The organism is Desulfofundulus sp. TPOSR (genome assembly GCF_011393055.1).
GTDB classification, from domain to species: domain Bacteria; phylum Bacillota; class Desulfotomaculia; order Desulfotomaculales; family Desulfovirgulaceae; genus Desulfofundulus; species Desulfofundulus kuznetsovii.
Genome location: NZ_JAAOEF010000001.1, coordinates 1284503 through 1300301, shown reverse-complemented (window position 1 = coordinate 1300301; position 15799 = coordinate 1284503). Strand labels below are relative to the sequence as shown.

The window sequence follows — 15799 nt, the reverse complement described above, 5'->3', positions numbered from 1 at the left end:
CAAATGGCAAACCGTAAGTCAAACACCAGCCGGGACCTGTGGCATGACCTGCAGCACCGCATCCAGCCCCTGCTGAAGAGCGCCCCCTGGGTCCTGAGGGTAACCGAATATAAGGACAAACCGGCGCCCGTCCTGGTAATCAAAGAGCGCGGCGAAGGCGCGGATGACGCCCCAAATAACGGCGGGGTTCCGGGCAGGGCGGTTCTTAAGGACCGGGGTCTGCTCTACGGCCAGCCCCTGCGCCGCTGCCTGCCCGTGATCCGTAACATTGTCAGCCGCGTCTGCGATCATGCCGGGATCCCGCTCGAACTCCAGCGGTATTTTGGCAACGGGGGCATCACTTTCCGGGGCAACCTGCCCCTTGACGAGGAGGCGGGCGCCAAGCTAGCGCTCATCTTCAAGCTCCGGGAGGGCGTCAGGGACATGGACCGGGTTGAGCTTATCGCCTGGCGCGTGCAGCGCTTCAGCCGCGAGGAAGCGGTCTACTGGTTGACCCGGGCGACCCAGTACGGCGGGGCGGCCAGCCGCTGGGCCAGGTCGGGCATGCGGATCATGCTCGGCGGCCAGCCCGGGGACAGGGAGATCCTTCACCTGCTTGAAAAGTTGCGTGAATAGAGAGAGGAGATTGGGTCATGGCGCAGCAAGACAGGTCCGGAACGGACATGCGCCTTATCGAGGCGGGTTTCCCCTGCCACCAGGTGGGCGCGGAGACCCAGCGGGAGCGGGATACCGGGAAGGCGCCCCCTACCCACCGTCTCCACGTCTGGTGGGCGCGGCGCCCGCTTGTTCCCAGCCGCGCCGCCGTTCTCGGCTCGCTCCTGCCCGCCGGGACGGACCCGGACTGGTTTCTCCGCCAGCTGGGCATCGAAAAAGTGCAGGCGCTGGTGAACGGGGAGCCGTGGATGCTGGAGGAAAGGCTAGTTGAGCGTATTAACAAAAACAGCCTGGGACAGGAGATACTGAAAGTAGATTCTGTGGTCGCGAGGGCGCTTCAACGAGAACAGGAGGTCAGGGAAGGCCATAGGAAGCTGATCAAAGAGATCGTCGGTAAGAATCCTCTTCTAGACGAGCATCCAGTTATACAAAAGTGGAAGGATTTAAGTAAGCCACTTCCTGAACCGCTACCAGTAGAGGGTGATGTGCTGTTTGTTGAGCGGGTGGCAGCTGACCCGGCGTGGTTCAAGGCGTTAATTGAAATGGCTGAGAGTGCAGGTGTCCGCGTTCCAAATCTCTACGGGTATTCCCGTGCCTACTCTCATCAACCGGAATGGCAGCCCCCTGACATAACCGTACTGGATCCTACCGCCGGCGGCGGTTCAATTCCTTTTGAGGCACTGCGACTTGGGTATCGCGTGATTGCAAATGAGTTAAACCCGGTAGCCGCTGTGGTCTTGTATGCCACCCTTGATTATCCCGCCCGCTACGGAGTCGAATTAGCAGACGACATTCAGAAATGGGGGCAAAGGCTGCTGGATACTTTAAACGAAAGGGTTTATTCCGTATTCCCTCGTACGTTTCCATTGCCCCCAGACGAGCGGCGCGTCCTGGAGAAGCATTTAAGCAAGTGTTCAGATTTAGTTGTTGAATATGATCGGGAGGATACGACCACATATTTGTACGTTCGCCAGGTCACCTGCCCCCATTGCGGCGGCGAAGCGCCCCTGCTGAACACCTGCTGGCTGTCGAAAGAAGGCGAAAAGTGGGGCGTGCGCATTGTCACGGACGGCCGGCCGCGGGGCGGCAGGGTCAGGTTTGAAACCTACCGCCTCAAGGGCAACCGGGGGCCGAGCGGCGAGGACCCGGACTTCGCCACGGTGAAGGATGGCGTGGGCCTGTGCGTCCACTGCCGCCAGGCCATCTCCGCCGAAGAAATCAAAGCTCAGGCGCGGGGCACCTCGCCCCACGGCAGGTGGCAGGACCGGCTTTACTGCGTGGTGGCCGTGCGCTACCAGCCGAAGCTGGATAAACACGGCAGGCCCGAGCGCTACAAGAGCGGCGAGCGGGCCGGTGAAATTAAGACCGAGAAGGTCCGCTTTTTCCGGCCGCCCAACGACCGCGATCTTGAGGCCCTGCGTGAGGCCGAAAGGCGCCTGGCCGAACGCTGGCCCGGCTGGGAGCGGCAGGGGCTCATCCCCACCGAGAGCATTCCAAAGGGCCATAAGACAATGGAACCACTGCGTTACGGCATGGCGCGCTGGTGCGACATGTTCACGCCGCGCCAGCTCCTGGGGCACCTCATCCTGGTGGAGGAGCTCAACCGCCTCAAGCCGGAAATCCTCCGGGAGCTGGGGGAGGAGCGGGGACGGGCAGTTGTTACATACCTTCAATTTATGATTGATAAATGTGTCGATTATAACAGTAAGCAAACCCGCTGGATACCCCAACGCGCGATCGTCTCGGGGACATTCGGGCGGCACGATTTTTCTTTAAAGTGGACGTTTGGGGAGATGATCTTTACCGGCCCCAACTCGGGCGCGGCCTGGGCGCTATCGCAGGTTATTGACGCTTACGCAGGAATGGCGGAACTGCTGGCGCCGCTGCACCGGAAGCTCAACGGGGCCGCGCCGCCGGTGACCATCCGGTGCGGCACGGCTGCCCGGATGGAACTCCCCGATCGTTCGGTGGATCTGGTCTGTATCGACCCGCCCTACTACAACAACGTTCAGTATGCGGAGCTGTCCGACTACTTCTATGTCTGGCAGCGCCGCACCCTCCACGACCTCTACCCGGAATTATTCCGGCGGCGGCTTTCGAACAAGACGGACGAGGCCGTTGCCAACCCGGCGCGGGACGGGTCGGCCGCCGGGGCGAAAAAGGAATACGAGCGCCTGATGGGCGAGATTTTTGCCGAGTGCCGCCGCGTGCTCAAAGACGACGGCATCATGACCATCATGTTTACCCATAAGACCCAAGAAGCCTGGGAAACGCTTACGCGGTCGCTTATTGAAAATGGTTGGACAATAACGTCTTCATTTCCGGTAGAATCCGAGTTCGCGCATTCACAGCATATTATGGACAACCTCGCCGCCGCCAGTTCCATCTTCCTTACCTGCCGTAAGCGCCGGGAAACAGGCGGCCCGCCGGCCACCTGGACGGGATTCGGCGGTACGGGGGTGGCCCAGCGCGTGCGCGAAGCCGTGCGCCAGGGCCTGCAGGAGTTTGAGCGGCTGCGGTTAAACCCCGTGGATGAGATGGTGGCCAGTTACGGCCGGGCGCTGCGTGTGCTTTCCGAACACTGGCCGGTGCTCGACGGCGACGAGCCGGTCAGCCCCACCCGCGCCATGAACGAGGCCAGCGCGGTGGTCGCCCAGTATCAGGTCGCCCGCCTGACGCAGGGGCGCTTGCAGGTGGACGACCTGAATCCCGAAGCAGCCATGGCCCTGACCCTCTACGGTATTTTCGGCCTGGCCGAATTTCCCTATGACGAGGCACTGAACCTCTCGCGCTCGCTTGGCATTAAACTGGAGGTCAAAACCGCCGGGTATGCCGTCAACGGCCGGATGACCGGCATCAACGACGAGATCCGGGGCGGCCGCACGGGGCGCGGCAGTGCGCAGGAGACCGGTTACCACGCGCCGCTTGTCCGCTGCGGGTCAAAGCTGCGCCTGGCCCGGCCGGAGGAGCGCAGCAAGAAACGCATGGACAATCCGCAGACGGAGTGGGACGTCCTTCACGGTTTAATTCTTGCCTACCGTGAGGGCGACGTTCCCGTCGCCCGCGCTTACCTGGCGCAGCACGCACCGGCGCGCGAACAGGTGATCCTGGATCTGCTCTCCGTATGGGCGGCGGAAATGACCGACGAAGAATTGCGCAGGGAGGCCGGGGCAATCCTGTTCGGCCTCAAGTGAGGGAAGAGTCCAATGGAGTCAACTGGTTCCTCTCCGGAAGGAAAGGGCCTGCGGTCCCGCCGCTGGCTCCTCTCCTACAAAACATCTTCGACTCTCATCGACGGCCGCCCGGTGGACATGCTGCACGATTTTTACATACCCGCCCTTCGCCTTGCGGTGCGGTACGACCGCGTGGCCGGGTACTTTCGCTCGTCCTCCCTGGCCGCCGCATCAGCGGGATTCTCTGCCTTTGCCGGCCGGCGGGGCAAAATGCGCCTCATCGTCGGCGCCGACCTGGAACCGGAAGACATAAGGGCCATCCTGGCCGGTGACAGGGAGCGGCTGGCGGCGAGGCTGAATGGTGAGCTCGACCGGCCTGCGTCCTGGCCGGAGGGCGTGCAAAACGGCGTAACGCTTTTGGCCTGGATGGTGGCCCACGGCTACCTGGAGGTGCGCGTGGCTTTCCGGGTGCACAGGGAGACCGGCGAGCCGCTTCCCTTCGATGCGGTGGACGACGGCTACGTGCACGAAAAATGGTTTGTTCTGCACGATGAATTCGGCAACCGCCTGTACGGGGCGGGTACGCTCAACGAATCAAAAACGGCGCTTATCCTTAATGCCGAGAATATCGATGTCCACTGCGACTGGTGGGGGGAGACGGACCGCCGGCGGGTCGATGAAGCCGTGGAAGCTTTTGAAAACCTCTGGCAGGGCCGGGTCCCCCACCTGCCGGTAATGACCCTGCCGGAAGCGGTCAGGCGGCGCCTGGTTCGGATTGCGGAAGGAATTGACCGCCCGGTGGAGATTGACGGCACGAGTGCCGCCTCCGGGGTGGTTGAACCGCCTCCGGCCATGGAGCGGCTGCGGTTTGCCGTTTTGCGCGACGCGCCGAAAATGCCCGGCGGCCGGTTCGTGGGTATGGAGACCGCGCCTGTCGAACCGTGGCCGCATCAGGCCGTCGTCGTGCGCAGGCTGGTGGAAACCTGGCCGCACTCCTACCTGCTCTGCGACGAGGTCGGCCTGGGAAAGACCATCGAAGCCGGGCTGGCGTTCCGCTCCCTGTACCTTTCGGGCCTGGTGAAGCGCATCCTCATTGCCGCACCGGCAAGTCTTACCCGGCAGTGGCAGCGCCAGATGGCGTCCAAGGTCCTGCTTTCCTTCGGCCGGGCGCGCACCAGTCCGGAGATCTCCCATGAATACATCTTTCCGTTTGCAGAGAACCGGGCGGCGGCGTCGATTTACGAGCCGGACCTGGTCATCGTGTCCACGGGGTTGCTCGCCCGCCGGGAACGGGCAGCGGCCCTCAAGAGCGCCGTACCATTCGACATTGCCCTGGTGGATGAAGCGCACGCGCTCCGGAGGAAGAACCCCCAGGGTGGCCTGCAGGAGCACCCGGAATACGGGCACCTCTACCTGGCTGTGCGCGATTACCTGCGGACCAGGGCGCGCAGCCTGTGGCTGGCCACCGCCACACCCATGCAGATCGACCCCGTGGAGGTGTGCGACCTGCTGGCCCTGACCAACCGGGCCGGTGCCTTCCAGTTCGACCCAACGTTGACCATGCAGTATTACGAGATCCTGGGCAGGCTCGTGCGCGGGGAGAAGGCCGGCGTTCAGGAGTGGGAGTTCCTGCGGCGTGCCGTGCGGGCAGTGAAAATGCAGGACCCGGTGCTCTGGGATTTTCTCGAGAAAAGTGTCATCGACGGGCGCATCCGGACGGCGGTGCGGCAGTGGCTTGAATACGGGCGGGTTCCCCGGGGCAGGGACCGGGAGTTAATGTACCGCCTGATTTTCAGCGCGTCGCCGCTCTCGCGGGTGATGCTGCGCCATACCCGGCGCCTGCTGGAAATCTACCGCGACAACGGGCAGCTGCAGCAGAACCTCCCCCGGCGCCACATTTTGCCTGTGCCCCGGATCGTCTTTACCCCGCTGGAGCGGCGTATCTACGATCGGCTGGAAGAATACTGCGCCGGCCTGGCCGGCCAGCTCAGCGGGCGTAAAGACCAGCAGACCCGCCAGATGGTCAGTTTCCTGCTGAGCTTTTTGCGCCTCCGGTTCGCCTCCAGCCTGTATGCGCTCCGCGAGACCCTGCGGCGGCGCCTGGGCAAGGTGGTAGCCACGTTAAAAAATCAGCTCGTTGAAGAGGCAGGTGAACCCGAACCTGAATTTTTCCCGCTTGCGCATCCGGTATTTGAGGATGAAATCGAGGACGATCTGCCCTTAGCCTCCGAATCCCTGTTGAAGAACAGGACTCCGGCTGACCTGGAATGGGAGCGGGACCGCCTTAAAACCATGCTCGAGGAAATGGCCGATATTACCGGACTGCCGTCCAAAATGAAGGTGCTTCTTGACACGCTAAACCGGCGCCGGGACCGGCAGACCGGGCGCATCCGGCAGACCGTCGTCTTCACCCGTTTTTACGATACGCTCAGGGATATCGTAACCCGGCTGCGCCAGGCTGATCCCCAGATGCTCATCGGCACCTATGCAGGGCGGGAAGCCGGGTATTTCGACCCCGGATCTGGAAAGATGATCCCGGTGGACCACGAAGAGGTGAAGGAGCGGTTCCTGCGCGGCGAGATCGACGTCCTTGTCTGTACGGATGCGGCGGCGGAAGGTTTAAACCTGCAGACCGCCGACCTGCTGGTCAACTACGATCTGGGCTGGAACCCGATGAAAGTGGAGCAGCGGATCGGGCGCATCGACCGCATCGGGCAGAAGCACGAGGACATCCATGTTCTCAACCTCTGTTATTCGGGTAGTGCCGAGGAAGAGGTTTATATCCGCCTGCTGTCCCGCCTGGCCCAGGCCAACATGATCGTGGGCACGCAGCAGATCTCTTTGCTCCCGGTGGGACCGGAAGATTTTCAGGAGCTGGCCGAAGGAAAGCTCACTGCCGAAGGACTGTGGGCCCGCGCCCGGGAAAGGATTGAGGTCCAGCGCCGGCGGGTGGAGAGCATGGAGATCCGCCCGGAAGAACTTTACGAAATCTACATGCGCACAGCCCGGTTTGACGACGGGTGGGCCGCCCCGGTGGACCTGCCGGCCATATGGGAGGCCCTGAGCGGATCGCAGTACCTGCGGACCCTGGGATGTACCGTATCCCTGGAGCCCGGGCCGCATCTTACGCTTTCCGGTATAGACGGCGTGCCAGATGGAGCAGTCCTCACCGTTTCCCGCGAGCTTTACGAGGAAGGCCTGGCCGGCGGTGGAGTGCGCGTTCATTTTGCTTCGTACGGCGATCCCTTCTTCGATGCCGTCCTGGAACAGTTCGGCAGGTTCGGGCTGCCCGGGTGCGTGCGGCGGATGGCCGTTAAAGTTCCCGGCATGAATGATGTGGAGATGGTGGGTTACGCGGCGGCCTGCCGCGGGGCCGGTGGCGTGCGCGAGGTCCGGCTCATCCGGGGGTGGAGCGACCTGGAGGGTCTTTACCTGGCGGAGGCGGAATCCCTGACAGAAGCTGAGGTCGCACCGCTGCGGGAAAAACTGGAGCTACTGGCCGTGGAAGAGTTCGCACCCTGCCTGGCGGCGGAGCGGATCGAACGGGAGAACATCCGCGCCGCCCGGGCGCAGGAGATGTTCAATTTCCTGGTGATCCGTGACCTTCTTGAGACCAGGGCGCGGCCTGCCGGGGAAGGGGCGCTTTTCTGGCCCGTTCTGCGCGAAGTTGGTTCCCTGATCGAGGAGCGGGAACAAATTCTTGCCGGCGGGCTGCCGGCGGAGGTCCTCAGGGCGATTGCCGGGGAGCTGCTATTCGACTGCCAGGTGCCCGGTGCCGGCGGCAAAGCTAATGTTCTGGTGCCGCGCGTCCTGGCCCGGGCGGCCGTCGACGCCGCCAGCCGCCTGGCAGACAGTATGAAGGTGCGCAAAAGCGAGCTCCGCGTTGATACGGTGCTGGCGCGCCTGCAGCGCGAAGCAGAGGCCAGATGGCGGCAAATACGTTAGACAGTCCTTTAGCTTTTGATAATGGATAAGCTCCTGGGTATAAATTACCCGGCTTTTTTTTATAGGATGATTAATTTTTTTGGTGCAGCGTAAAACAATTGTAAATGGGTTATCAAGCGGGGTGTCTTAAATGGCAGTAAATGGACTCTTACAAAAAGGCACCGGCGGGCCTTTTCTGCTCATCGGCGGGGCTGAAGACAAGGACGGGGAATGCCGCATCCTGCGCGAGTTCGTCCGCCTGGCCGGGGGAGAACGGGCAAGCATTGTGGTGATTACCACGGCCACCCGTCTGCCCGGGGAAGTGGGTGAGGCATACCGCCTGGTATTCCTGAGGCTGGGGGCAGGGGAAGTTTCGCCGGTTCACCTGGACAGCCGGGAAAAGGCCGGGGACCTGCGCCATGCCGCCATTTTGCAGCGGGCTACGGGCATTTTTTTTACCGGGGGCGACCAGTTGCGGATTGCCAGGATCCTGGGGAAGACCCTCTTTGAACATGCTTTGGAGGCCGCCAGCCTTGGGGGAGTGGTGATCGGCGGTACCAGTGCCGGTGCGGCGGCCATGGGCGAGATCATGATCACGGGCGGCAGGGGCGGACTTTCTCCCGGAAAGAATACGGTGAAAATGGCCCCCGGCCTGGGGCTTATCAGCGGCGTGGTGATTGACCAGCATTTCGCCCAGCGGGGGCGCATCGGCCGGCTTCTTGCCGCCGTGGCCCATAATCCCCATGTTCTGGGTATCGGTATTGATGAAGATACGGCCATCGTAGTTTCGCCGGACGGTCGTTTTAACGTGCTGGGTTCCGGCACGGTGACGGTGGTGGACGGGCGGACCATCACGCATACCAACGCTTCCGATTTACACCCCCAGCCCATGCTGGCCCTCACCGGGGTAACCCTGCACGTTCTGCCGCAGGGCTACGGCTATGATTTTAAAGCCGGAAAACCTTACTCTCCCGGCAGCAGAATGGCTTGTGGCCCGCTTTAATCCAGTTCGCCGGCAAGGCGCATCAGGAAGGACCGGAAGGCGGCAACTTCCCGGGTGAACTGCTGGTATACGGAGTCCAGGTTCTCCAGGAGAGGCCGTATGCGTTTCCAGTCGAGCAGGTAGCCGTAGACGTTTCTGAAGACGTGGCGGAAACGGAGATACTCGTCCAGTTTCCAGCGCAATTCTTCGGAAATAACCGCTGGACGGAGCCCGGGAATGGGGATGGACATTTTCACCAGCAATTCTTTGTGCCAGGTCGTTCCCTGCGGAAGACTGCCGTTAACATCTCCGGCAATAGCCTCGAAAACGTCCTCGACAGCCGTATAAAAATCATGGAGCAGGCTGCCGAGCCCGCGCAGTTCGAAGGGGGTGGGAATGACCGTACTGAATTCCCGCTCTTTTGCTTCTGCTTCTTCGACAGTTAGCCGCAGGGCTTTCATAATGTGGTCCAGCTGACCCACCAGGGAGAGAAGGTCTTCTTTAGTTCTGGCCCGCATGAAATCCACCCGTTTCTTTTTCGCAAAATGGTGGTTCTAATTGTTTCCCCCCAAGCAGCTTTCCTTCCTTTCTGATGGCTGCCGCCAGCCAGGGAGGGCAGGCATCCAGATCAACTAAATCAACGGCAAATTCGGTAGCGGCATTGAGCCGCGCGATAATCCGGAAGAATTCCTGCGCTGGCAGACCGGCGGCGGCAAGATCGATGTCGGAGTTCCTGTGGAAACTGCCTGACCGGATCAGCGAACCAAAAAGCCAGACTTCTTTGGCTCCGTAATCCTGAACAAGCATTTCGGCCAATTTTCCGGCTGTTTCCCTGGCCTGTCGCAGTCTCTTTCTCCGCTTCCTTTCCTCGTCTCTTTGCCTTTTGCGCCAGGCTTTTGCGTATTGTTGAAAAACCGCTTCGTCCATCAGGTTGTCCCCCAACATAAAAATATTTGAGGACCTGGTTATTTCTTCTAAAGTAAAATTATTATAACACAGGCTCAAGGAGAATTTCACTTGTCTTGTGTATTTTCTTCTCTCAAAAGGGATACCAGCTCCTGCAAATAAATCCCCGGGTGTACCGGCTGCGAAATCCACTTTCCCTTTCCAGTCTTCATTCAGGAAGTGCTTATCCAAGCTTTGTAGATTTTCAAATTGATTCGGGAAATAGTGGGGCATTTCAATATGCGAAGCAGTTTAGTGCGGCGTAAAACAACTGGAATAAATGTCCAAATATTGGGTAATTCTTTGCCTGGCCTCGCGGAGGGCCGAATTGTGAGGAAGACGTAACCCGGCACTCAGAAGTCTGAGTGCCGGGTGGTTTACTTTCGCGCTTGCTTTGGTTTGCTAAATAACCGTTAAAACCGGCAGCACAAAGACCTTAAAACCCTTCCCGTCAAGCCGTAAGGAAAATTTTTTAAGCTCCGCCAGGATCCTTTCTTGATCGTCATCGCCGACTACCGCCGCTACGGCACAGTTGAACCCCGGCCATACCGGATCGTCCAGCCTGGGCTCACTGTTTTCCCCTTTGCCCAGTACCCTGTCCCATTTGGTAAAGCCCGTAACCCCCAGCGAATTGAGCATCTCCATTACGTCCTCGTCAAAATCCACATCATAGGTAATAAAAAGCAGTTTCATCACCGCACCCCTTTAGAAAACAGAACCTGGCAAAAACCGCATACCCTTATGTGCAGGTCATCAGGAGAGTTATGCGCTTACCTTTTGAATGCCGGACGCCTTGCGGAGTTTTCTCTCCTCAAACAGGCAGTAAACCGTCGGGATCAGCACTAGGGTGACCAGGGTGGACACGGCCAGCCCTCCCATCATGGTGATTCCCAGCGGGTTCCATAATTCCGCCCCTACCCCCCGGGAAATGGCCAGCGGCAGCATGCCGAAAAACATGGCGGCGGTAGTCATCAGGATTGGCCTTAACCTGTTGCGCCCGGCATTGGTTATTGCTTCCCGTAAAGGCTGGCCCCTGCTTTGCAACAGGTGGGTATAGTCGACCAAAATAATGGCGTTTTTAACTACAATCCCGGTTAACATGATGATGCCCATGAAAGAAACCAGGCTTAAGGTCGTCCCGGTCAAATAAAAGGCGTAAAATACCCCCGTTAAAGCAAAGGGCACAGAAAACATCACGATCAGGGGATCCCGGAAATTGCCGTACAACGAGGCCATAACCATGTAAACAAGAACAATTCCCAGGACCAGCAGCAGGCTGAGGTCCTTAAAGGCTTTTTGCTGCTCTTCAACTTCTCCGCCGAAGCTGACTGAAACCCCCGGCGGTATATCCATATTTTTAAGAGCATCTCTGATGTCGTTGGTGATTTCCCCCAGAGAACGGCCGTACCTGTCTGCCTCTACCTTGACGATCCGCTGGCGGTTTTTCCTTTCAATTTCTACAGGTCCCTCACCACTTTTTATTTCGGCGATATTTTTCAATTTAATCATCCTGCCGTCGGGAGTAAAAATCGGCACTTCCGGCAAATTTTCCAGCTTGTTTTTGTCCACCTCGCTCAGGCGGGTGAAAATATCAAAGCTATCGCCTGCATCGCGGAATTCGGTAGGATTATCGCCATAAAAATAGTTGCGGACCGTACCTGCGATCGTAGCAATGTTTAGCCCGAAAGAGGCTGCTTTCTGGCGATCTACCTCTATCCAGAGTTCCGGCCGGGGATCTTTTTGGCTGAGGGAAACATCCACCGTGCCGGGAACTTCCTTAACAATCTTTTTCACCTGTTCTGCCACTTCGAGATTGGTCTTCAGGTCGGGGCCTGCAACTTCAATGATAATGGGCTTTCCTCCGCCCATCATGAGTGAGGAAATCGGACTCGTGGCAGTAACCTTCATCCGGCTTATGCCCGGTATTCTTTCCAGTTGTTCTCTTAATTTGCTGGCGATATCGTGAGCGCTGCGCTCCCGCTTATCTCTGTCCACCAGTTTAAAACCAATCGTTCCCACATTGGGTCCTTCGTCCATGCCCAGGGCTGCGCCAAACCCTTCTTCGCTCTGCCCGTCAAAAGCGTAAGAGTGCCTCAATTCTTCCGGTTTTACTACTTTATTGATGGTTTGCAGCATTTTTTCAATAACCCTGTTTGTTTCTTCTATCCTTGTTCCTTCCGGCAGGCGGAATTCAATGTTTACATCCCCGGAATCCATATCCGGTACAAAACTGGTGCCTATAAAAGGAACCAGGGCGAGGCTGCTGGCAAAAATCGAGACGGCCAGGGTAATTACGGTCTTTTTGTGGGCCAGGGCCCAGGTGAGGACGCGGCTGTAAGCATCTTCAATAAGAACCAGATATTTCTCTATAGTTGTGTAAAATTTGCTCCCGAGGCTTTCTTTTGCCGCGGATTCTTTATTGCCGGCTCCCAGCCACTTTGAGGCCAGCATCGGCGTCATGGAGAGGGCAGTAAAAAGGGAAGCCAGCAGGGTCACGACAATCACAAACCCCAGTTCCTTAAAAAGCGTCCCTGTAATCCCCCCCACAAACATCAGCGGAACAAAAACCACCACGACTGTCATGGTGGAAGCCGTCACGGCCATGCCCACTTCGCTTGCACCATAAATGGCGCTGGTTTTCGGCCGGCCGCCGCGCTCCAGGTGGCGGGTGATATTCTCCAGGATCACAATCCCGTCATCGACCACCAGGCCGCAGGCAATGGCAAGTGACATCAGCGAAATCAGGTTTATAGTATGACCAAATAAAGAGAGCGGGATGAAGGCAGCCAGCAGGGAAAAGGGAATGGTCAGGGCGATGATGGCAGCCGCCTTAACTCTCCTTAAAAAGAGAATGGTTACGATTATTACAAGCAAAATAGCTCTTATTAATTCATCCTGTAAAGTTTTAACGGAACGTAAAATATCTTCGGAACTGTCCATTACGGTATTGATTTTCACGTCGGTGGGCAGGTTTTTTTCTATTTCTTTAAGTTTATCCTTGACACCCTGAACAACTTTTACGGTATTTTTACCGGCCTGCTTTTGTAAAATAAGAACGATGGCCTTCTTCCCGTCCGCCCATCCGTTTACGGTTTGTTCTTTATAGGCGTCTTCCACTTCGGCGACGTCCTTAAGGTAAACAGGTCTGCCGCTAAAATAGCCGACGACCGTATTTTTTATTTCCTCTACGTCCCTGTACCTGGCTGGAATCCGGACAAAGTATTCCTGCGTACCGGATTTTATACTGCCGGCCGGCAGGTTTAAGTTTTCTGCCGCCAGAACCTGCTTTACTTGTAACAAATTCAGGTGATAACCGTCTATTTTTTGAAGATCGAAATGAACATTTATTTGCCTCTCCATACCTCCGTACAGTTGAATGGCACCAACTCCCGGAACGCGTTTTAATTCGTCGGCAATCTTTTTCTCGGTCAGATAATAAAGCCTCGGCCAGCTGGTATCCCCGGTGACGGTCATTACCAGGATGGGGATGCTGGCGCTGCTGAACTTAAAAATTACCGGTTCTTCTGCATCGTCCGGCAGTTTCCTTTTGGCCAGATCCAGCTTGTCCCGTATGTCGTTGGTAGCTTCCTCCAGATCCGTGCCCCACTCAAACTTACAGGATACCAGGGAGAGATTATCCAGGGACTTGGAGGTGAGCGTATCCAAATTATTTACCATATTGAGCTGATCTTCAATGTGCTCGGTGATTTCCGTTTCCACGTCGGAAGCGCTGGCTCCCGGCCAGGCGGTCAGGACACTTACCACCGGCGGTTCGATGTCCGGAAGCAGATCGATGGGGAGCCTGGTTAGAGAAAGTGCTCCCAGAATAATTACGGCCAGGAAAAGCATTAAAGTGGCCACCGGCTGTTTAACAGAGAACTCAGGAAGCCTCACTGCCCGAAGCACCTCTTTCCTCTATAGAAACGCGTGCACCGTCATAAAGCCGGTTCTGCCCTCTGGTAACGACCAGATCTTTTTCAGTTAAACCATCGGTTATCTCGGTAATATTACCCTGACTGATGCCCGTTTTTACGTTTTTTAAGATTGCTTTGTTATCTTTAACGATATATACAAAATAGCTTCCCGTTCCCGGCATTTTATTCAGGGATTCGGTGGGAACTGCCAGGGCTTTCCGTTCGCCTAAATATAATTTAATATGGGCAAACATGCCGGAACGAAGCTTATACTCCTTATTGGGGATATGTATTTCAATCCCGGCTGTCCGGGTAGCCGGGTCGATGGTCGGGTTGATAACCGAGACAACCCCTTTAAAAACTTTTCCGGGGAAAGCATCTACGGTTATTTCTGCTTCCATTCCCTTTTTGAGATGGGGGAAGTCTTTTTCTGTTACGCTGCAGATGATTTTCAGCTCATCTTCCCGGGAAATGCGAATCACCGGTTTCGCCGTATCTGTCCGGTTCCCCTGCTCCACGTAACGGGCGGCTACAAATCCCGAAATGGGTGCATATATACTGTACTCGCGGTAAAGTACCTGCAGCTGGTTTAAAACTGCTTTCGCCTTCTCAACCTGGGCACCCGCGAGTTTCTTTGATTCAACGGCAGCCTTGTACTGGGCATTTATATGATCCAGTTCCTGTTTGGATACAGCATTTGCCTGGTAAAGATTTTCCACACGCAGGCGGTCTTTTTCTAACAGTTCCAGATTCGCCTCGCTCTGCCTTAACCCGGCCTCCGCTGCAGCCAGGCCTGCCGTTGCCTCTTCAAGCTGGGCTTTTATGACATCATCTTCCAAAACAGCTATCAGGTCTCCTTTTTTAACATAATCGCCGGTTTCTACATATATTTTCTCAATAATCTCCCCCCCAATCTTGGGGTGAACATCTACCACGGCTGCTGGTTTGATTTCTCCTGTCAGTTCCAGTACCTGTTGCAGGTTCGTTAACCTTGCTTCGGCCACCTGTACGGGTACGGTTTCCATTTTGTTAACAGTAATCTTTTCCTTTTCGCTTTGCCGAACGTAATTAAAGGCAGCAAACCCAACAAAGAGCAAGATCAAGATAAAAGCAATGATGATCCCTGTTTTGCTTTTGAGAGCCACCTTGTCTTCCAAAACGATAACCTCCTTCGCCGCCCGGCGCAAGATCCCCTCCGGCACCTTCGTTTAGGGGAAGCTGGCCGCCATCCGGTTAAATTCACCGTGGGTGCGGTTCCTCCGGGTTGCGCGCCGCTCCCCTTTGGCGCGACCATAAAACTCCTTACCGGTGTACCAGATATATTCGTTCAAAGAAGATTTCTTCGATCAGGTCTGTGTCAACGGGATGTCTATCGGGGTTTTCCATCCAGCAAAAAAGAAAGGCATTGCTTATACTGTCAAGGGCCAAAGCCAGGTAATACGGGTCAAGCGGGCGGAAAATCTTCTTTTGAATGCCCTTTTCAAAAACTGTAGCCAGCTTCTGGATTAGCTGGTCATAGAAACTGCGCAGCTCAGTTTCTAACCCCCTCCTGACGTTAAAGCTCACACCGGCACCCGACACTGAAAAGTAAAGCCGCACCGACAGGATGTTTTCCATAAAAAGTTTACATTTTGTTTTTAGAAAATTTTTTACCCTGGCATGTTCGTCCCCCTTTTCTTCCAGCGCTTTCGATAAAGCAGAATAAAACAGCATTGCCGTCTGCATTAAAATCTCTTTATACAGTTCCTCCTTATTTTTGAAGAACTTATAAAGAGTGCCCACGGCAAATTCTGCCCGTGCGGCTATTTCGTGCATGGAAACGTTATGATAACCCTTTTGCGAGAATAATTCCAGCGCAGCCTGCAGGATTTCCGCCCGGCGCTGCAGTTGTTCCCGTTCCTTTCTGGAAAGTTTATCCTTTTTCATAGCAGCCCCCAGGTAAAGATGTATGAAGCTGGCATCACAAAATGAACTTTAAGTTCACTGTATAGCATTACGATTTTTTTGTCAAGCGCTACCCGGGAGAAATTGCTAAAACAGACGGGGAGGAAAGCCGATTGGAACCGGTTCTGCCGGGTAAAAATAAAGCGCGTGGCTGTGGGAAAGTTAAATGTAAAGTAAGGAAGGAATCTGGGGAAATAGAGCGAATCTTTTTAACAGGGAGTGGCCAAAGCCACTGGTTTTTAGGATGTGTAACAATGTGCCAT

General features: G+C 56.5%; 10 protein-coding genes. 4 read left to right on the top strand and 6 right to left on the bottom strand.

Annotation, left to right across the window (positions count from 1 at the left end):
* Positions 1–3 precede the first annotated feature (3 nt).
* The 4 genes from G7K71_RS06315 (at position 4) to G7K71_RS06300 (ending at position 8754) form a co-directional block, all read left to right on the top strand.
* Positions 4–615 (top strand): hypothetical protein, encoded by a 612-nt coding sequence (locus G7K71_RS06315; protein WP_166344332.1) that lies wholly within the window; start codon positions 4–6, stop codon positions 613–615.
* Positions 616–632: 17 nt separating this feature from the next.
* The gene (locus tag G7K71_RS06310) at positions 633–3848 is read left to right on the top strand and encodes a DUF1156 domain-containing protein (protein WP_166344330.1); all 3216 of its coding nucleotides are present in this window, start codon (positions 633–635) and stop codon (positions 3846–3848) included.
* Between the two features lie 12 nt (positions 3849–3860).
* Complete coding sequence (locus G7K71_RS06305) at positions 3861–7772, top strand: helicase-related protein (protein ID WP_166344328.1); 3912 nt, start codon at positions 3861–3863, stop codon at positions 7770–7772.
* Between the two features lie 130 nt (positions 7773–7902).
* The gene (locus tag G7K71_RS06300) at positions 7903–8754 is read left to right on the top strand and encodes a cyanophycinase (protein ID WP_166344326.1); all 852 of its coding nucleotides are present in this window, start codon (positions 7903–7905) and stop codon (positions 8752–8754) included.
* Here the strand turns inward: G7K71_RS06300 and G7K71_RS06295 are convergent.
* The 6 genes from G7K71_RS06295 to G7K71_RS06270 all read right to left on the bottom strand — a co-directional run bounded on the left by G7K71_RS06295 (position 8751) and on the right by G7K71_RS06270 (position 15518).
* Positions 8751–9251: a hypothetical protein gene (locus tag G7K71_RS06295; protein WP_166344324.1), complete on the bottom strand. Its 501-nt coding sequence runs from the start codon at positions 9249–9251 to the stop codon at positions 8751–8753. The two genes, G7K71_RS06300 and G7K71_RS06295, sit on opposite strands and share 4 nt — an antisense overlap.
* Positions 9235–9660, bottom strand: coding sequence for a nucleotidyltransferase family protein (locus tag G7K71_RS06290; protein ID WP_166344322.1), 426 nt, complete (start codon positions 9658–9660; stop codon positions 9235–9237). The genes G7K71_RS06295 and G7K71_RS06290 overlap by 17 nt, the downstream gene beginning before the upstream one ends.
* A 420-nt stretch (positions 9661–10080) precedes the next feature.
* A complete protein-coding gene (locus G7K71_RS06285; protein ID WP_166344320.1) occupies positions 10081–10371 on the bottom strand; it encodes a PG0541 family transporter-associated protein in 291 nt (96 codons plus the stop codon).
* 69 nt (positions 10372–10440) lie between these two features.
* Complete coding sequence (locus G7K71_RS06280) at positions 10441–13572, bottom strand: efflux RND transporter permease subunit (protein ID WP_166344319.1); 3132 nt, start codon at positions 13570–13572, stop codon at positions 10441–10443.
* Positions 13559–14749 (bottom strand): efflux RND transporter periplasmic adaptor subunit, encoded by a 1191-nt coding sequence (locus G7K71_RS06275; RefSeq protein WP_166344317.1) that lies wholly within the window; start codon positions 14747–14749, stop codon positions 13559–13561. The genes G7K71_RS06280 and G7K71_RS06275 overlap by 14 nt, the downstream gene beginning before the upstream one ends.
* A 145-nt stretch (positions 14750–14894) precedes the next feature.
* Positions 14895–15518, bottom strand: a complete 624-nt coding sequence (locus tag G7K71_RS06270; RefSeq protein ID WP_166344315.1) for a TetR/AcrR family transcriptional regulator — start codon at positions 15516–15518, stop codon at positions 14895–14897.
* Between the last annotated feature and the right edge of the window lie 281 nt (positions 15519–15799).

Coding starts and splice junctions, on each gene's coding strand:
- G7K71_RS06315 (WP_166344332.1), top strand. CDS start 4: ATGGCAAACCGTAAGTCAAACACCAGCCGGGACCTGTGGCATGACCTG.
- G7K71_RS06270 (WP_166344315.1), bottom strand. CDS start 15,518: ATGAAAAAGGATAAACTTTCCAGAAAGGAACGGGAACAACTGCAGCGC.
- G7K71_RS06285 (WP_166344320.1), bottom strand. CDS start 10,371: ATGAAACTGCTTTTTATTACCTATGATGTGGATTTTGACGAGGACGTA.
- G7K71_RS06290 (WP_166344322.1), bottom strand. CDS start 9,660: ATGGACGAAGCGGTTTTTCAACAATACGCAAAAGCCTGGCGCAAAAGG.
- G7K71_RS06300 (WP_166344326.1), top strand. CDS start 7,903: ATGGCAGTAAATGGACTCTTACAAAAAGGCACCGGCGGGCCTTTTCTG.
- G7K71_RS06295 (WP_166344324.1), bottom strand. CDS start 9,251: ATGCGGGCCAGAACTAAAGAAGACCTTCTCTCCCTGGTGGGTCAGCTG.
- G7K71_RS06310 (WP_166344330.1), top strand. CDS start 633: ATGGCGCAGCAAGACAGGTCCGGAACGGACATGCGCCTTATCGAGGCG.
- G7K71_RS06305 (WP_166344328.1), top strand. CDS start 3,861: ATGGAGTCAACTGGTTCCTCTCCGGAAGGAAAGGGCCTGCGGTCCCGC.